Source organism: Mucilaginibacter gracilis (genome assembly GCF_003633615.1).
Lineage (GTDB): Bacteria > Bacteroidota > Bacteroidia > Sphingobacteriales > Sphingobacteriaceae > Mucilaginibacter > Mucilaginibacter gracilis.
In genome coordinates this window covers 6,121,090-6,135,535 of sequence record NZ_RBKU01000001.1, presented here as the reverse complement: position 1 = coordinate 6,135,535, position 14,446 = coordinate 6,121,090, and the positions used below count along the sequence as shown (strand labels likewise).

Here is a 14,446-nt window from a genome sequence, read left to right as displayed (position 1 = left end):
CGGATAGTCTTTAGCCATAAGTTCTAAGTTAAAAAAAAGAATAATCTAACTTTTGACTCAATACTTACTACTATTAACTTAACACCACTTATAAATTGCCAACTATGGGCTTTTTGCAATTACCCGGACTGGGAACGGTACATTACCACGAATACGGCAGCGGCACAAAACCAATGCTGGCATTTCACGGTTACGGCATGACGGGTAAACAATTTAATGTTTTACAACAATCTATATTAACCGACTACCATGTTTACGGCTTCGACCATTTTTTTCATGGCCAAAGTGTGCTTAAGGGCTGGAACGAGAAGCAAATATTAGCAGGAATGCCCAAGGCTATGGTTAAATTATACCTCCACGAGTGGTTTAAGGTTTATGGCAGGCAGCGTATATCGCTAATGGCCTATTCTATAGGTGCCAATTTTGCGCTAACCTTAATTGAAGATGATGCCGACATGATTGACGAGGTAATACTAATGGCGCCCGATGGCCTTGCCGGTTATAAGGGTTTTACATTTTTGCAACACCATACTGTTGGCCGCTTATTATTTAAAACCATTAGCAAAAGCCAATGGATGGCACCCTGGCTATTAAAGGTTTTAAAACGAATGGCTATGATTGACGATAGCCTATACACCATAGCTTATAACGAAATAGACACACCCAAAAAGCGCGAAGACGTATTTTACACCCTAAACCTCATCAGGTTTTTACAGCCAGATATGGCAAAGATTGCAGCGCAAGTAAAAAAGTACAATATCAAATGCCGTTTAATTTTTGGTAGTGATGATATGCTTTTCCCCAAAAAGGCGGTAATGCCGGTTATTGAATTACTAAATAACCCCGAAGTACACGAAGTGCCGATGGGCCATTGGCTGGTTACTGCCGCATTGGATTTGTATTTAGTAAATTTGCCAGCATGATACCCGCGCGCCGTAATAAAACCCTGAGCAATATATTTGCCTTGTACATGCGTTACCGTATGCGCAAAGCATTTAAAACTATTGAGGTTATGCCTTTTAATGTTAAACCGGGGCATTCTATTTTATTGCTGGCCAATCATTTTAGCTGGTGGGACGGTTTTTTTGGTAATTACCTGGCCTATTGGACGTTTAAACGCAAGCTATTTATTATGATGCAGCACGACCATTTGGAAAAGCGGATGCTGTTTAACTTATTCGGCGGGTTTTCGATAGAGCGCGGTACGCGCGAAATGCTAAAATCGTTATGGTACGCCGCCGATTTACTGAACGACCCCGAAAACCTGGTAGTAGTTTTCCCGCAAGGTGAACTTATATCAAACCATACGGCAACCATCAGCATTGAAAAAGGTATAGAGCGCCTGGTAAAACATATTAAGGGCCCCTGCCAAATTGTTTACTGCGCCACGTTGATTGATTATTTTGAAAGCCTAAAACCTTCGGCTTACATCCATTTGTTTGATTGTGGCGTAGCCGGAGAGGTGCCGTTTAACGAGCTGATTAACAATATCAATAATTTTCATCAGCAAGCACTAAAAAACCAGGTTAATGTGGCTCATTAATAATTATCTTGCGGGTGCATGTTAAAACCAAAGCCAAATTTTTTTATAACCGGTTTTTTTGATTTCTACATTGAGTGGATCATCAGGCGGTGTTTCCATAAAGTGGAGTTTAATAAGCCAGGTTTTGATGCAGGTAAGTCAATTTTACTGATAGCCAACCATTTTAGCTGGTGGGATGGTTTTTTAATGTACCATATCAATAAAGCCGTTTTTAAAAAAAAATTTCATATTATGGTGCTCGAAGAAAGTATGCAAAAAATAAACTTTTTAAAGTACCTGGGGGCATTTTCGGTAGCCAAAACTTCGAGGCAGGTATTGCAGTCCTTGGCTTATGCCGCCGGTTTACTTGAGCATCCGGACAATATTGTTGTCATTTTTCCGCAAGGTAAATTATATTCAAACTTTGTTGATGATGTTGATTTTCAAAAAGGAGCAGTTTACATCGCCGAAAAGGCAAATGCTAACTTTCAATACGTTTTATCCGCCACTTTTACCGAAAACTTTCAATACAAAAAGCCCACAGCCCATATTTATTTAAAGGTTTTAAACGTTAATGCCATTGTTGCGGCGCAGTTGCCGGCCCAATTTAAACAGCATTACCAGGCCGCAAAGCAACAACAAACCAACCTAAAAGTATAAAATGATATTTGCGGTTTATTTTGTGCTTTTGTTTTTAATACTGCGGTTTGCGGTAACGGTGTTCAACTTCGTGTCCGATCCTAAACTGCGCCGTGTAAACAAACATTACACCGGCCTGGTATCTATCCTTATCCCGGCACGAAACGAAGAAGCTAATATAGCCCACTTACTCCGCTCCATTCAGCAGCAAGACTATCAGGATTATGAAGTGTTTATTCTTGATGATTCATCAACCGATAACACCTTGAAAATATGTACCGATATTGCCCTCACCGATAAACGTTTCAAGGTAATTGAAGGCGGGCCACTGCCTGCGCAATGGCTGGGTAAAAATTACGCCTGTCACCAACTTGCCCGGCACGCCAAGGGGCAATACTTTATGTTTATTGATGCCGACGAACAGGTTAACGATGGCCTTATTAACAGCGCCATCCACCGGATGAAGTTAAACAAATTAAGTTTATTGAGTTTGTTTACCAACCAGGTAATGTTAACCACCGGCGAAAAGCTTGTGGTGCCCATGATGCATTTTATGTTGTTAAATTTATTACCGGTAAGGTTGGTTTTATTAGTCAAAAATGCATCTGTAGCGGCAGCCAGCGGTCAGTTTATGTTTTTTAAGGCCGACGATTACCATCAACATACCTGGCATCAGGCAGTAAAAGCAGCCGTTGTTGAGGATGTTGAAATTATGCGGCAGGTAAAGGCTCGTAACCTTAATGGGGAAACGTTGCTGGCCAACGGCATGCTCAACTGCCGCATGTACACCAGCTATACCGAATGCCTTAATGGCTTTAGCAAAAACTTTTTGGCTGCTTTTAATTACAACATTACGGCCTTCCTAATATTTTTAACTTTGCTTATAGGTGGGCCAATGCTTATCATTATCACAACAAATTTGCCGCTAATACTATTCACTTTGGGTTTAATTGTTTTAACACGCATTATGATGTCGTTATTGGCGGGGCAAAATGTGTTTTATAATGTGGTGCTGCATCCGTTGCAAATGCTAAGTCTTACAATAATATCATATATGGCTATCCAAAAACACTTAACCAAAACCAACGTATGGAAGGGCCGCCGGGTTTGAAAAAGGCTACCATTGCAATCACTATCATCATACTTTTTCATATTGTTGGCTTGGTAGGTTTTTTTATACCCGCAATACAGCCCTTGTTTTTAAAAATAGTACCCTTCCATTTGTTGCTTATGTTTGCGGTGGTGGTTTACAGTCATCAAGTATTTAATAAAAAGCTTGTTGCATTTATAGCCATCACGTTTGTTTTGGGCTTTGCCGCCGAGTGGGTTGGCGTACATTTGCACCTGATATTTGGCAATTACTTTTACGGTAAAACACTTGGTTTAAAACTGTTTGATATACCGTTGATGATAGGTGTAAACTGGTTTTTGCTCATTTATTGTACCGGCGTATTCATGCAGTATTCGGGTATTAAAAACTTAAACCTGAGGGTAATTTTAGGTGCCGTAGTGTTGGTATTGCTTGATGTGTTGATAGAACCTATAGCCATTCGCTTTGATTACTGGCATTGGGCAGGCCTAACCGCGCCAGGCCAAAACTATTTGGGCTGGTTTATTTTAAGCGGTTTAATGCTGGGTATTTTCGAGGCTTTTAAGTTTAGCAGGCAAAGTAGCGTTGGCGCGGTATTACTTATAGCACAGTATGTGTTTTTTGCGCTATTGCATTTAGTGTAAACCTTTTTAACTAAATTTGTACCATGGGAGCGCATCAGTTACAGGTAACTATTGACCAGGATTCGGGCTTTTGCTTTGGTGTTGTTTATGCTATTGACATGGCCGAAGAAATTTTGGCCGAAGATGGTTATTTATATTGCCTTGGCGATATTGTACATAACGACGAGGAGGTTGATCGCCTCAAGGCAAAAGGGCTGCGCATTATTTCGCACGATGAGCTGCAAACCTTACATAACGAAAAGGTACTCATCCGCGCACATGGCGAAGCGCCCGAAACCTATCGTACTGCGTTACAAAATAATATTATCTTGATTGATGCTTCGTGCCCGGTGGTTTTAAAACTGCAAAACCGCATTAAAACATCGCACGATGCTGATGAAAACATTGTAATATTTGGCAAGCATGGCCATGCCGAAGTTATTGGCTTACAGGGCCAAACTAATGGCGATGCGTTGGTTTTTCAGGATATTACCGAATTGGATAAGGCGGATCTGCCCCAAAAGTTTACTCTTTACAGTCAAACCACAAAAAGCACAGCCAAATTTTATCAGATAAAACAAGAACTGATAGACCGTGGCTATGATATTAAAGCTAACGACACCATTTGCCGCCAGGTATCAAACCGCGATAAAGATTTGCATAAGTTTGTAGCCAATTTTGATAAGATATTGTTTGTATCGGGCAAAAAATCATCAAACGGAAAGGTGCTTTACGAAGTTTGTAAAAAACATAATCCAAATACCTACTTCATTTCATCTACCGACGAACTGGATATGTCGATATTTGCACCCGGCGATAAAATAGGAATAGCCGGTGCCACATCCACACCCATGTGGCTAATGCAAGAGTTTAAAGCCGAGTTAGAAAAATACTAATATTTTAATGGAGTGTGTTAAATAAAAGATGAAGCAAAACACTCCTTACACGGGTACATTAATAGCCCTGCTGGTATTAAGTTGCTGGCTAACTTCTACTATTTTATTAATGCAATGGCATATCAATTGGGCTAATCCGTTGTTGTATGTGTTTGTGCTGTTGCAGATGCATTTATACACCGGCTTGTTTATTACCGCACATGATGCTATGCATGGCACCATATCGGCAAACAAAACTATAAATAATAGCCTGGGTTATTTGGCCACCTTTTTTTACGCTGCTTTTTGGTACCCTCAGTTATATACCAAGCACCATAAACACCACAGCCACGTGCATACCGGAGACGATCCGGATTATCATCAAGGCAATTTTATAACGTGGTATTTTACCTTTATCCGCAATTATTTATCTATTTGGCAAATTGTGGTGATGGCGGTATTGTTTAATGGGCTCAAAATATGGATACCTCAAACTAATTTGTTGCTGTTTTGGGTTGCACCGTCGTTATTAAGCACGTTGCAGTTGTTTTACTTTGGCACCTACCTCCCGCACAAAGGCGAGCATAGCAATAAACACCAAAGCAGCAGTTTACCTAAAAACCATATACTGGCATTTTTTACCTGCTACTTTTTTGGCTACCACTATGAGCACCACGATTCGCCGGGAACGCCGTGGTGGTTGTTGTGGAAGTTGAAGTAATGAAACGTTAGGTATTAGAATGTATAACTAATGCTGGCGTCGTGAGCATTACTTGTGAAAGTAAACGGCGTTGTAACGCTTGTGTTGTTAGCATCCGAAGATATTGATAGAGGTATTTGTGCTGTGCCAGAGATTGTGGCCGACGATGCAATTAGTGTGCAAGTTTTAGTGACCCTAATATCGGTGATTAATATTGACTTTGACCAAGGTACTGTTACTATCGGTTCTACCACCATTTTACCATCAGCCCCAGTGTACGAAACCGCAAAATTATTATAAGTGGGGCCAACCGCAATACCAACTTGGTAGATAACTGTTTTTGAATAAGGCGAAACTCCCGCGCCTGTCTCGTCATTTTTTTTACACGACGAAATCAAAACAATAGAGAATAAAAATAGTAGGAAGGTGTATTTTTTCATTGATAAAAGATTGATTTACCAAATATAAATAATAATAAAGTTTAAAAGCCTCTGTTTCATGTTTTTTGCTTTTTTTTAATGATTATTATCAGTTATGAATTTTAACAACTCATTGACATTTTAAATTCGGTAACCTTAAATGGCAATACTATCTTTACAGTCCGAATTAAAAGTATGAGTAAAAAAGGAATTTTATTGGTTAACCTGGGTACGCCCGATAGTCCGTCAACCGCCAACGTGCGTAAATATCTTAATGAGTTTTTAATGGATGGCCGCGTTATTGATATTAACCCCGTTTCGCGTGCGCTGTTAGTTAAGGGTATTATTGCACCGTTCCGCAGCCCAAAATCGGCCAAACTTTACCAAGCCATTTGGGATCAAGAAACAGGTTCTCCGTTATTGCACTATAGCATTATGCAGCACCAGTTATTACAACAACAACTTGGCAGTCAATATCAGGTTGAGCTGGCCATGCGTTACCAAAGCCCTTCTATCGAATCGGCACTGGAACGTTTAAAAGCAAACCTGGTGGATAGCATACAGGTTATAGCCTTGTTTCCGCAATATGCATCGGCAAGCAGTGGTTCCGTTTTCGATAAGGTGATGGATATTGTACGTAAATGGCAAACTATTCCGCCAATATCATTTATCAATTCGTTCCACGATAATGCTTTGATGATTGAAACCTTTGCCGATAACGCAAAAAAATACGATCCCGATACTTACGATCATATCTTGTTTAGTTTTCACGGCTTACCCCAAAGGCAATTGATAAAGTGCGATCATACGGGTCAATATTGCCTAAAGGTTGAAAACTGCTGCTCAACGCTTAACGATACCAATAAGTTTTGCTACTCGGCCCAATGCCATGATACCGCGCGGCTTATTGCCGAAAAGCTTGGTATACCAAAAGAGCGTTACACCATCTGCTTCCAGTCGCGCCTTGGGAGTGATCCCTGGGTAAAGCCTTACACAAGCGAGATTATTAAAAAGCTTGCCGGTGAAGGGAAAAAAAGGCTACTGGTATTTTGCCCCGCCTTTGTGGCCGACTGCTTAGAAACCGTTTACGAAGTTAGCGTAGAGTACAACGACGAATTTAAGGAAGCAGGCGGCGAACATATCCAATTAGTTGAAAGCCTTAACGATTCGCCTAAGTGGATACAGGCCCTCAAGGAGATGGTAATTGCCTAACCTTTTAGCCTTATCACGTTAATGATAGCTTGAGTGGCGCCGGTATTATCCTCTACATAGGTTTTAATATCTGCGCCAATTTTTTGGCGGTAAGCATTGTCGTTTATCAATTTATCGGCAATTGGTTTTAAATCTGTTAAGTTATTTACCGTAAAGCCAAGCTTCATTTTAATAATATCCCTGGCCTCACGAAAGTTTTGAAACTTTGGTCCTATAATTACCGGCAAACCAAAAGCAGCAGCCTCCAGGGTATTGTGTATCCCCGCACCAAACCCGCCACCTATAAAAGCAATTTCGCCATATTGGTACAGCGATGATAGCATCCCGATATTATCAATAATTAAAACCCTGAAATTGCCCAGCGGTAAGGCCATGTTTTTAATTTCCGAAAAACGGATTACCTCATTTTGCGGCAGCATACTTACTAGTGCTAATATTTTATCTTCGGTAATTTCGTGCGGGGCTATAATAAATTTCCATTCAGCATGAAGCGGTACCAGCTCTGCAATCAGTTTTTCATCCTCCGGCCAAGTACTGCCACCTATAAATACGGGCTTATTGTTTTTAAACTGTTCAATTAGTGGTAAATGCGCCGGGTTTTTAGCGTTCTGCCAAACCCTGTCAAACCGGGTGTCGCCACTAACGGTGGTATGGTTTATGCCTATATTTTGCAGCAATAATTTCGATTCGTTATCTTGCACAAAAAGGTGCGTTACAAGGGTGAGCATTTTGCGGTGCAGTGCTCCATACCATTTAAAAAATACCTGTTTGGGCCTAAATATGGCCGATACCATGTAAAGGGGTATGCTACGCTTGTTTAGCTCATTAAAGTAATGGTACCAATATTCGTATTTTGTAAAAACTGCAATAACGGGGTTAATGGTTTCAATAAATTCTTTTGCGTTTTTAGCGGTATCTAACGGGAGGTAATATACAGCGTTGGCAAGCTGGGTGTTTTTACGAACCTCGTAACCTGATGGAGAAAAAAATGTCACAACAATAGGATAGGAGGGGTAAGCTAATCGCATTTTTTCTAACACGGGACGCCCCTGTTCAAACTCGCCCAGCGAAGCAAAGTGAAACCAAATTGACTGATTGTAAGTGTTGAAATTATTATTTAACCAACCATTTAGTAATAATTTTGCCTTTTTGTTAAAAAAAGAGACAAAAAATATCAATATGTAATAAAGCCGAATAAAACAATTGTATAATAATAGCATAATAATGTTTGAAATACTTATCTTCGTCGTCGAAGGTAAAGATTTTTGAAATATCGCTGACCAAAAGCAAACACCTATTGTTTTTAGGCAACATTAAAACAAATAAAGAGGAATGGCAAGAAAACGGATACTGATAACCGGAGCGGCAGGCTTTTTAGGATCGCATTTATGCGACAGGTTTATTAAAGAAGATTTCCACGTAATCGGGATGGATAACCTGATAACCGGCGATCTGCGGAATATTGAACATTTATTTAAGCTGGAAAATTTTGAGTTTTATAACCACGATGTATCCAAATTTGTACATGTTGCCGGCGAGTTAGATTACATTTTGCACTTTGCATCACCCGCAAGCCCGATAGATTATTTAAAAATACCTATCCAAACCTTAAAAGTAGGTTCGCTGGGTACGCACAACCTTTTGGGTTTGGCCAGGGCTAAAGGTGCCCGGATGCTGATTGCTTCTACATCCGAAGTGTATGGCGATCCAAACGTGAACCCGCAGCCCGAAGAATACTGGGGTAATGTAAACCCGGTTGGCCCACGCGGAGTTTATGATGAAGCTAAGCGTTTTCAGGAAGCTATTACAATGGCTTACCATACTTTTCACGGTGTGGAAACGCGCATTGTGCGCATATTTAACACTTATGGCCCGCGTATGCGCCTTAACGACGGACGCGTATTGCCGGCCTTTATTGGCCAGGCTTTAAGGGGCGAACCATTAACCGTTTTTGGTGATGGCTCACAAACCCGCGCCTTTTGCTACGTTGACGATTTGGTGGAAGGTATTTATCGCTTACTATTTAGCGATTACGTACAACCGATGAATATTGGCAACCCCGACGAAATAACCATTAGAGAGTTTGGCGAAGAGATTATTAAGCTTACCGGTACAGACCAGGAACTGGTATGCCACCCATTGCCTACAGATGATCCTAAACAAAGGCGCCCGGATATTACAAAAGCCAGAGCTATATTGGGCTGGGAACCAAAGGTAGGCCGTGCAGAGGGTTTGAAAATAACATACGAATATTTCAAATCGCTTCCCGATCACGAAATTCAGCATAAAGATTTTACTTACTATAACAATAAATAATACATGTCTAAAATATTGGTTACTGGTGGTTTGGGCTATATTGGTTCGCATACAGTGGTTGAACTGGTAAATGCAGGTTATGAGCCGGTTATAGTTGATAACCTTTCCAATTCAAACATTAAGATACTCGATCAGATTGCCAAGATTATCGGTTTTAAACCGGTTTTTCACGAATTGGATTTGAGCGACGAAAAAGCAGTTATCAGCCTGGCCGCCGCCGAGCCGGGTATTACAGGTATTATACACTTTGCGGCCTACAAAGCCGTTGGCGAATCGGTAGCGATGCCTTTAAAGTATTATCAAAACAATTTTTACTCGCTTATCAATATCTTACAGGCTTATACAGGCCAACCGGTTAACCTTGTATTTTCGTCAAGTTGTACCGTTTATGGTCAGCCCGATATTTTACCGGTTACCGAAGATGCGCCCGTAAAGCCTGCACAATCGCCATACGGCAATACCAAACAGGTTGCCGAAGAAATTTTAGAAGATGTAATTAACTCGGGCAGTAAACTGCGCATTATTTCGCTGCGTTACTTTAACCCGGTTGGCGCACACGATTCGGCCTTAATTGGCGAGTTACCTATTGGCGTGCCTCAAAATTTAGTTCCGTTTATCACACAATCGGCCATTGGCAAGCGCGGAAAAATTACCGTTTACGGTGATGATTACAACACGCCCGATGGCTCGTGCATGCGCGATTATATTCACGTGGTTGATTTGGGCAAGGCACACGTTGCCGCACTAAAACTAATGGAAACCGAAGGCTACGATAAAGGGTACGATATGTTTAACCTGGGTACAGGCAACGGAACTTCGGTACTCCAAATTGTTAAGGCCTTTGAACAATCAACCGGCGAAAAGCTTAATTTTGAAATAGGCCCGCGCCGCCCCGGCGATGTTGAAAAAGTTTGGGGCGATGTAACCAAATCAAAAAAAGTATTAAATTGGCAAGCCGAACTTGGCGTTGATGCCATGATGTCATCTGCCTGGAACTGGGAAAAATATTTGGCTACAAATCCGTTCTAAACAATTACTCTGGTGCTTATTGACAAGGATAAGGAATTAAAACAGGCTGTGCTTGACCTTTCTGTTGCCGAAAAGGATAAATTGTTATTAAAGCTTATCAGTAAAGATGTTGTTTTAATGGAGCAACTCCGTTATAAACTTATCGATTCAAAAGACAGCGATAATGCACGGTTTGAAAGGACTAAAGAGCAAATAATTGTTTACTTTGAACGAATAGCGAACTATGTGCTAAATTTAAGCCCTGGCGAATTAATGATGGAGTTGCGCTATCTAAGTGGTTTTGTAAATGATTATCATTTAATTACCAAAGATAAAATTGGGGAGGTTGAATTACGATTGCTTATTTTTGAAAGGCTCTTGAATTTAAAACTATCAGTAATAAAAGCGGTAAAAAAACACAACCAAAAATTATTAGTTTATTTGGCCGGCAGGTTAAAGCATATTTTAGAAAAGTATAGTAAACTGCATGAAGACCATCAATTTGATTTAAAAGAAAGGTTCGACTTTGTATTTAATAATCCGGATTGTGTAACTATAAAATCTTTCATGTAAATAATCTCAATTCAATGAAAACCATTATCATCACAGGTGGGGCCGGTTTTATAGGTTCGCACGTTGTTAGGCGTTTTGTAACGCAATATCCGCAATATCAAATTATCAATCTCGATAAATTAACCTATGCAGGTAACCTGGCCAATTTGCGCGATATAGAGCAACAACCCAATTACCGCTTTGTTAAAGGCGATATTGTTGACGCAGCTTTTATAGATCAGCTTTTTAAAACCGAGAAGCCAGATGCCGTTATTCATTTGGCCGCTGAATCCCATGTCGATCGGTCGATAACCAACCCGCTTGAGTTTGTGATGACTAACGTTATTGGCACCGTTAACCTGTTAAACGCGGCCAAAGAAAGTTGGAAGGGCCGTTATAACGAAACGCGTTTTTATCACGTATCTACCGACGAAGTATACGGCACCTTAGGCGAAGAAGGCATGTTTACCGAAGAAACTGCTTACGATCCGCATTCGCCATATTCGGCATCAAAAGCCAGTTCAGATCATTTTGTGCGTGCCTACCAGGATACTTACGGTATGAATGCCGTAATATCAAATTGCTCAAATAACTACGGCTCGTTCCATTTTCCGGAGAAGTTGATACCCTTATCTATCCACAACATCAAACAAAATAAGGCTATCCCAATTTACGGCAAAGGCGAGAACATACGCGATTGGCTTTGGGTGGAAGACCACGCACGGGCTATTGATGTAATATTCCATAAAGCCGAAAGCGGTAAAACTTATAACATTGGCGGCCATAACGAATGGACTAATATTGATTTGATACGCCAGTTGTGCAAAGTAATGGATAGTAAACTTGGGCGGCCCGAAGGCGAATCGGCAAAATTAATTACCTATGTTACCGATAGGGCAGGGCACGATTTGCGTTACGCTATTGATGCCACCAAATTAAAAAACGAGTTGGGTTGGGTGCCCAGCATTACCTTTGAGCAAGGCCTCGAAAAAACGGTTGACTGGTATTTAGCCAACGAAAAATGGCTCGAAGATGTTACATCCGGCCATTACAAACAATACTACAAAGAACAATATTCGGAAAGATAAGCGCGAATAGGGTTCTTAGCAAAAATTAAATGATTAGGGTTGAAACGTAGCTATATGTTTCAACCCTTTTTTTGCGCGGTAATTATTCGTAACGCAAAGCTTCAACAGGGTCAAGCTTGGAGGCCTTTTTTGCCGGGTAAAAGCCCGACATTAAGCCTATTACCGTACAAAGCGCAATTGCTAACAATAGCCATAACCATGGTATAACAAAAGTGCCGCTAATTTTTACGGCTATAAGGTTACCAACGGCCATGCCTAATATAATGCCTCCCGCGCCGCCTATAAGGCATATCACTATCGACTCTATTAAAAACTGCTTGCGTATTACCGCTGGAGTTGCACCTATAGCCTTGCGGATACCAATTTCGCGCGTGCGCTCGGTAACCGAAACCAGCATAATATTCATTAAACCTATTGATGCACCAATTAGTGTAATTAAACCAACGGCCATACCTGCAATGGTAATACCCGCCAATTGCCCCGATAATTGCTGCTGAATAGAATCGCTGCGGGTAATTTCAAAATTATCCTCGCGGCCTATTGGCAGGCGCCGTATGTTACGGAAAGCCGAAGTTGCTTCGCCGGTTGTGGCCTCTAAAGCGCTGGCGTTACTCACCATAACACCAATAGTAAACGATGGATTGGGGTTGGTAGTAATTTGCTTGGCCTTAAAAACCGGGATGATACACATTTTATCGCCACCAAAACCCGCGCTTGAACCTTTTGAAGCCAACAAACCAATAATGCGGAATTTGTTGCTGCCAATAGTTAGCATTTTATCAACCGGATTTTCGTCTTTAAAAAGTTTAGTTTTTATCTCATCGCCAACAATTACAACATTGGCCCCGTACTCAAGTTCGGCTGGCGAAAAGTTACGTCCGGCGGCCAGCTTATAACCGCCTGTTTGCAAATAGTTTTCATCGGCGCCTAAAACCGAAATATTAGGATTGGTTTTTTTATCCAGATATTTTGCCGTGCCTGCAAATGATGCATATGTATTAACCGAGATAATTGCAGGCAAGCTGAATATTTTTTTAAAACGAACCGCATCCTGGTATTTAATGGCAGGGTAAACTTTGCCTCGCCCGCCGCCAAACCTAATGCCGCCACCACGGTTACGAATGGTGAACGAGTTTGCTCCCATGCTCGAAAAAGCATCGTTAGTATATTGCTTAATACCTTCAATAGCAGTTAAAATGCCCACCAATGCCATAATCCCGATAGCGATGATTAAAGACGTTAGCGACGTGCGCAGCCGATTACCGCCAATAGATTGTAATGCTACCGCGATATTCTCTTTATAATTCATCTGTACAGACATGGGCGTAATTTTAGCTAATTCAATGGTTTAGACAATGGCATGGCCATATTTGTTACAGCCAATACATTAATTATTTGTACGCTGTTTTTTACAAAAAGCCTATTGATAACAAACTGTACATATTGCTATTTAGGTACATTGTTTCAATATTTGCTGTCAATTTAATCATATTTCCCAATTAAATTAGCCAATTATTTAATGGCTTCTTTGTTAGGCATTACGAGTTTTAATAACTTTATGTAAGTTTAATTACCGTTACGCATCTTATGAAAATTGCATTGGCCTCGCCTCCCTTCCCAAAGTCCCTAAACGATGGTTTATATTGGCTAGATAGATTGGTTAAAGAGGCTGTTGTACAACAAGCCGAAATAATATGTTTTCCTGAATCTTTTTTGCCGGGATACCCGGGAATGGGATATGCTGAAAGCGACAGATCTCCCGAAAGTTTAAAGTCAGCATTAGATAGGGTTTGTGCAATCGCCGCTGAAAACTCAATGGCTATTATTGTACCAATGGATTGGCATCATGCCGAAGGGATAATGAACCTGGCCTATGTTATATCTAATACTGGTGAGATATTAGGGTACCAAACAAAAAATCAGTTAGACCCAACAGAAGATAACATATGGATTCCCGGTACCGAACGTAGCATTTTTGAATTGAATGGTATAAAATTTGGAATCACGATATGCCATGAGGGTTTTCGTTATCCCGAATCGGTAAGGTGGGCTGCACAGCATGACGCCAAAATTGTATTTCATCCACATTTTTCGGGAAGTAACACATATGGAATACAACTTACGGAGTGGGGTGCCAAAAACAACCCCTATTACGAGAAAGCTATGATGATGAGAGCAATGGAAAACACGATATATTTTGCCAGTTCAAATTTCGCTTCCGTTTACACGGAGTCTGCCAGTTCAATCATCGCGCCTGATGGAAGTTGTGTAGCACACCAAACCTATGGTAAAATTGGTGTGCTTGTAGCAGATATTGATCCTAAACTGGCAACAGGGCTTTTAGCAAAAAGATTCAAAAACGAGCTTTACAGTTAATTAAATCAATAGAAAGATTTTTGCCA

At 40.8% G+C, this 14,446-nt stretch carries 16 protein-coding genes; 13 read left to right on the top strand and 3 right to left on the bottom strand.

Going from position 1 to position 14,446, the window contains the following annotated elements; genetic code table 11:
• Nucleotides 1-104 precede the first annotated feature (104 nt).
• Genes BDD43_RS27375 through BDD43_RS27345 form a run of 7 tightly spaced genes read left to right on the top strand, consistent with a single transcriptional unit; the run spans nucleotide 105 to nucleotide 5,470 of the window.
• Nucleotides 105-923 (top strand): alpha/beta fold hydrolase, encoded by an 819-nt coding sequence (locus BDD43_RS27375; RefSeq protein WP_121201401.1) that lies wholly within the window; start codon nucleotides 105-107, stop codon nucleotides 921-923.
• Nucleotides 920-1,543, top strand: a complete 624-nt coding sequence (locus BDD43_RS27370) for a lysophospholipid acyltransferase family protein (protein ID WP_121201400.1) — start codon at nucleotides 920-922, stop codon at nucleotides 1,541-1,543. The genes BDD43_RS27375 and BDD43_RS27370 overlap by 4 nt, the downstream gene beginning before the upstream one ends.
• Before the next feature lie 18 nt (nucleotides 1,544-1,561).
• Nucleotides 1,562-2,182: a lysophospholipid acyltransferase family protein gene (locus BDD43_RS27365; RefSeq protein WP_121201399.1), complete on the top strand. Its 621-nt coding sequence runs from the start codon at nucleotides 1,562-1,564 to the stop codon at nucleotides 2,180-2,182.
• A gap of 1 nt (nucleotide 2,183) precedes the next feature.
• Nucleotides 2,184-3,272: a glycosyltransferase family 2 protein gene (locus BDD43_RS27360; protein WP_121201398.1), complete on the top strand. Its 1,089-nt coding sequence runs from the start codon at nucleotides 2,184-2,186 to the stop codon at nucleotides 3,270-3,272.
• Nucleotides 3,251-3,895 (top strand): carotenoid biosynthesis protein, encoded by a 645-nt coding sequence (locus BDD43_RS27355; protein WP_121201397.1) that lies wholly within the window; start codon nucleotides 3,251-3,253, stop codon nucleotides 3,893-3,895. The genes BDD43_RS27360 and BDD43_RS27355 overlap by 22 nt, the downstream gene beginning before the upstream one ends.
• Before the next feature lie 23 nt (nucleotides 3,896-3,918).
• Nucleotides 3,919-4,770, top strand: a complete 852-nt coding sequence (locus BDD43_RS27350; RefSeq protein WP_121201396.1) for a 4-hydroxy-3-methylbut-2-enyl diphosphate reductase — start codon at nucleotides 3,919-3,921, stop codon at nucleotides 4,768-4,770.
• Between the two features lie 28 nt (nucleotides 4,771-4,798).
• Nucleotides 4,799-5,470, top strand: a complete 672-nt coding sequence (locus BDD43_RS27345) for a fatty acid desaturase (RefSeq protein WP_121201395.1) — start codon at nucleotides 4,799-4,801, stop codon at nucleotides 5,468-5,470.
• A 14-nt stretch (nucleotides 5,471-5,484) separates the two neighbouring features.
• Here BDD43_RS27345 and BDD43_RS29805 read toward each other — a convergent pair whose 3' ends face one another.
• Nucleotides 5,485-5,889, bottom strand: coding sequence for a hypothetical protein (locus tag BDD43_RS29805; RefSeq protein ID WP_147425758.1), 405 nt, complete (start codon nucleotides 5,887-5,889; stop codon nucleotides 5,485-5,487).
• A 174-nt stretch (nucleotides 5,890-6,063) separates the two neighbouring features.
• Here BDD43_RS29805 and hemH point away from each other — a divergent pair, with 174 nt between their 5' ends.
• Entirely contained in the window at nucleotides 6,064-7,080 is a 1,017-nt protein-coding gene (gene hemH, locus BDD43_RS27335) for a ferrochelatase (protein ID WP_211339742.1), read from the top strand.
• Here the strand turns inward: hemH and BDD43_RS27330 are convergent.
• Entirely contained in the window at nucleotides 7,077-8,300 is a 1,224-nt protein-coding gene (locus BDD43_RS27330) for a 3-deoxy-D-manno-octulosonic acid transferase (protein ID WP_121201392.1), read from the bottom strand. The genes hemH and BDD43_RS27330 overlap by 4 nt on opposite strands.
• 112 nt (nucleotides 8,301-8,412) lie before the next feature.
• Between BDD43_RS27330 and BDD43_RS27325 the strand changes: the two genes are divergently transcribed.
• From BDD43_RS27325 to rfbB, 4 genes are read left to right on the top strand one after another with little or no spacing between them, the layout of a single operon-like run.
• Entirely contained in the window at nucleotides 8,413-9,396 is a 984-nt protein-coding gene (locus BDD43_RS27325; protein WP_121201391.1) for a UDP-glucuronic acid decarboxylase family protein, read from the top strand.
• Nucleotides 9,397-9,399: 3 nt separating this feature from the next.
• A complete protein-coding gene (galE, locus tag BDD43_RS27320; RefSeq protein ID WP_121201390.1) occupies nucleotides 9,400-10,425 on the top strand; it encodes a UDP-glucose 4-epimerase GalE in 1,026 nt (341 codons plus the stop codon).
• Between the two features lie 12 nt (nucleotides 10,426-10,437).
• The gene (locus BDD43_RS27315) at nucleotides 10,438-10,977 is read left to right on the top strand and encodes a hypothetical protein (RefSeq protein WP_121201389.1); all 540 of its coding nucleotides are present in this window, start codon (nucleotides 10,438-10,440) and stop codon (nucleotides 10,975-10,977) included.
• A gap of 14 nt (nucleotides 10,978-10,991) precedes the next feature.
• Complete coding sequence (gene rfbB, locus BDD43_RS27310) at nucleotides 10,992-12,044, top strand: dTDP-glucose 4,6-dehydratase (protein WP_121201388.1); 1,053 nt, start codon at nucleotides 10,992-10,994, stop codon at nucleotides 12,042-12,044.
• A gap of 82 nt (nucleotides 12,045-12,126) precedes the next feature.
• On the opposite strand, the gene BDD43_RS27305 is transcribed toward rfbB, so the two are convergent.
• Nucleotides 12,127-13,365, bottom strand: coding sequence for an ABC transporter permease (locus BDD43_RS27305; RefSeq protein ID WP_121201387.1), 1,239 nt, complete (start codon nucleotides 13,363-13,365; stop codon nucleotides 12,127-12,129).
• Between the two features lie 266 nt (nucleotides 13,366-13,631).
• On the opposite strand from BDD43_RS27305, the gene BDD43_RS27300 reads away from it, so the two are divergent.
• The gene (locus BDD43_RS27300) at nucleotides 13,632-14,420 is read left to right on the top strand and encodes a carbon-nitrogen hydrolase family protein (RefSeq protein ID WP_121201386.1); all 789 of its coding nucleotides are present in this window, start codon (nucleotides 13,632-13,634) and stop codon (nucleotides 14,418-14,420) included.
• The last annotated feature ends 26 nt before the right edge of the window (nucleotides 14,421-14,446 follow it).

What these genes read in the sequence shown, in the direction of transcription:
- BDD43_RS27375 (WP_121201401.1), top strand. Translation starts at nt 105, where the DNA reads ATGGGCTTTTTGCAATTACCCGGACTGGGAACGGTACATTACCACGAA.
- BDD43_RS27370 (WP_121201400.1), top strand. Translation starts at nt 920, where the DNA reads ATGATACCCGCGCGCCGTAATAAAACCCTGAGCAATATATTTGCCTTG.
- BDD43_RS27365 (WP_121201399.1), top strand. Translation starts at nt 1,562, where the DNA reads ATGTTAAAACCAAAGCCAAATTTTTTTATAACCGGTTTTTTTGATTTC.
- BDD43_RS27360 (WP_121201398.1), top strand. Translation starts at nt 2,184, where the DNA reads ATGATATTTGCGGTTTATTTTGTGCTTTTGTTTTTAATACTGCGGTTT.
- BDD43_RS27355 (WP_121201397.1), top strand. Translation starts at nt 3,251, where the DNA reads ATGGAAGGGCCGCCGGGTTTGAAAAAGGCTACCATTGCAATCACTATC.
- BDD43_RS27350 (WP_121201396.1), top strand. Translation starts at nt 3,919, where the DNA reads ATGGGAGCGCATCAGTTACAGGTAACTATTGACCAGGATTCGGGCTTT.
- BDD43_RS27345 (WP_121201395.1), top strand. Translation starts at nt 4,799, where the DNA reads ATGAAGCAAAACACTCCTTACACGGGTACATTAATAGCCCTGCTGGTA.
- BDD43_RS29805 (WP_147425758.1), bottom strand. Translation starts at nt 5,889, where the DNA reads ATGAAAAAATACACCTTCCTACTATTTTTATTCTCTATTGTTTTGATT.
- hemH (WP_211339742.1), top strand. Translation starts at nt 6,064, where the DNA reads ATGAGTAAAAAAGGAATTTTATTGGTTAACCTGGGTACGCCCGATAGT.
- BDD43_RS27330 (WP_121201392.1), bottom strand. Translation starts at nt 8,300, where the DNA reads ATGCTATTATTATACAATTGTTTTATTCGGCTTTATTACATATTGATA.
- BDD43_RS27325 (WP_121201391.1), top strand. Translation starts at nt 8,413, where the DNA reads ATGGCAAGAAAACGGATACTGATAACCGGAGCGGCAGGCTTTTTAGGA.
- galE (WP_121201390.1), top strand. Translation starts at nt 9,400, where the DNA reads ATGTCTAAAATATTGGTTACTGGTGGTTTGGGCTATATTGGTTCGCAT.
- rfbB (WP_121201388.1), top strand. Translation starts at nt 10,992, where the DNA reads ATGAAAACCATTATCATCACAGGTGGGGCCGGTTTTATAGGTTCGCAC.
- BDD43_RS27305 (WP_121201387.1), bottom strand. Translation starts at nt 13,365, where the DNA reads ATGTCTGTACAGATGAATTATAAAGAGAATATCGCGGTAGCATTACAA.
- BDD43_RS27300 (WP_121201386.1), top strand. Translation starts at nt 13,632, where the DNA reads ATGAAAATTGCATTGGCCTCGCCTCCCTTCCCAAAGTCCCTAAACGAT.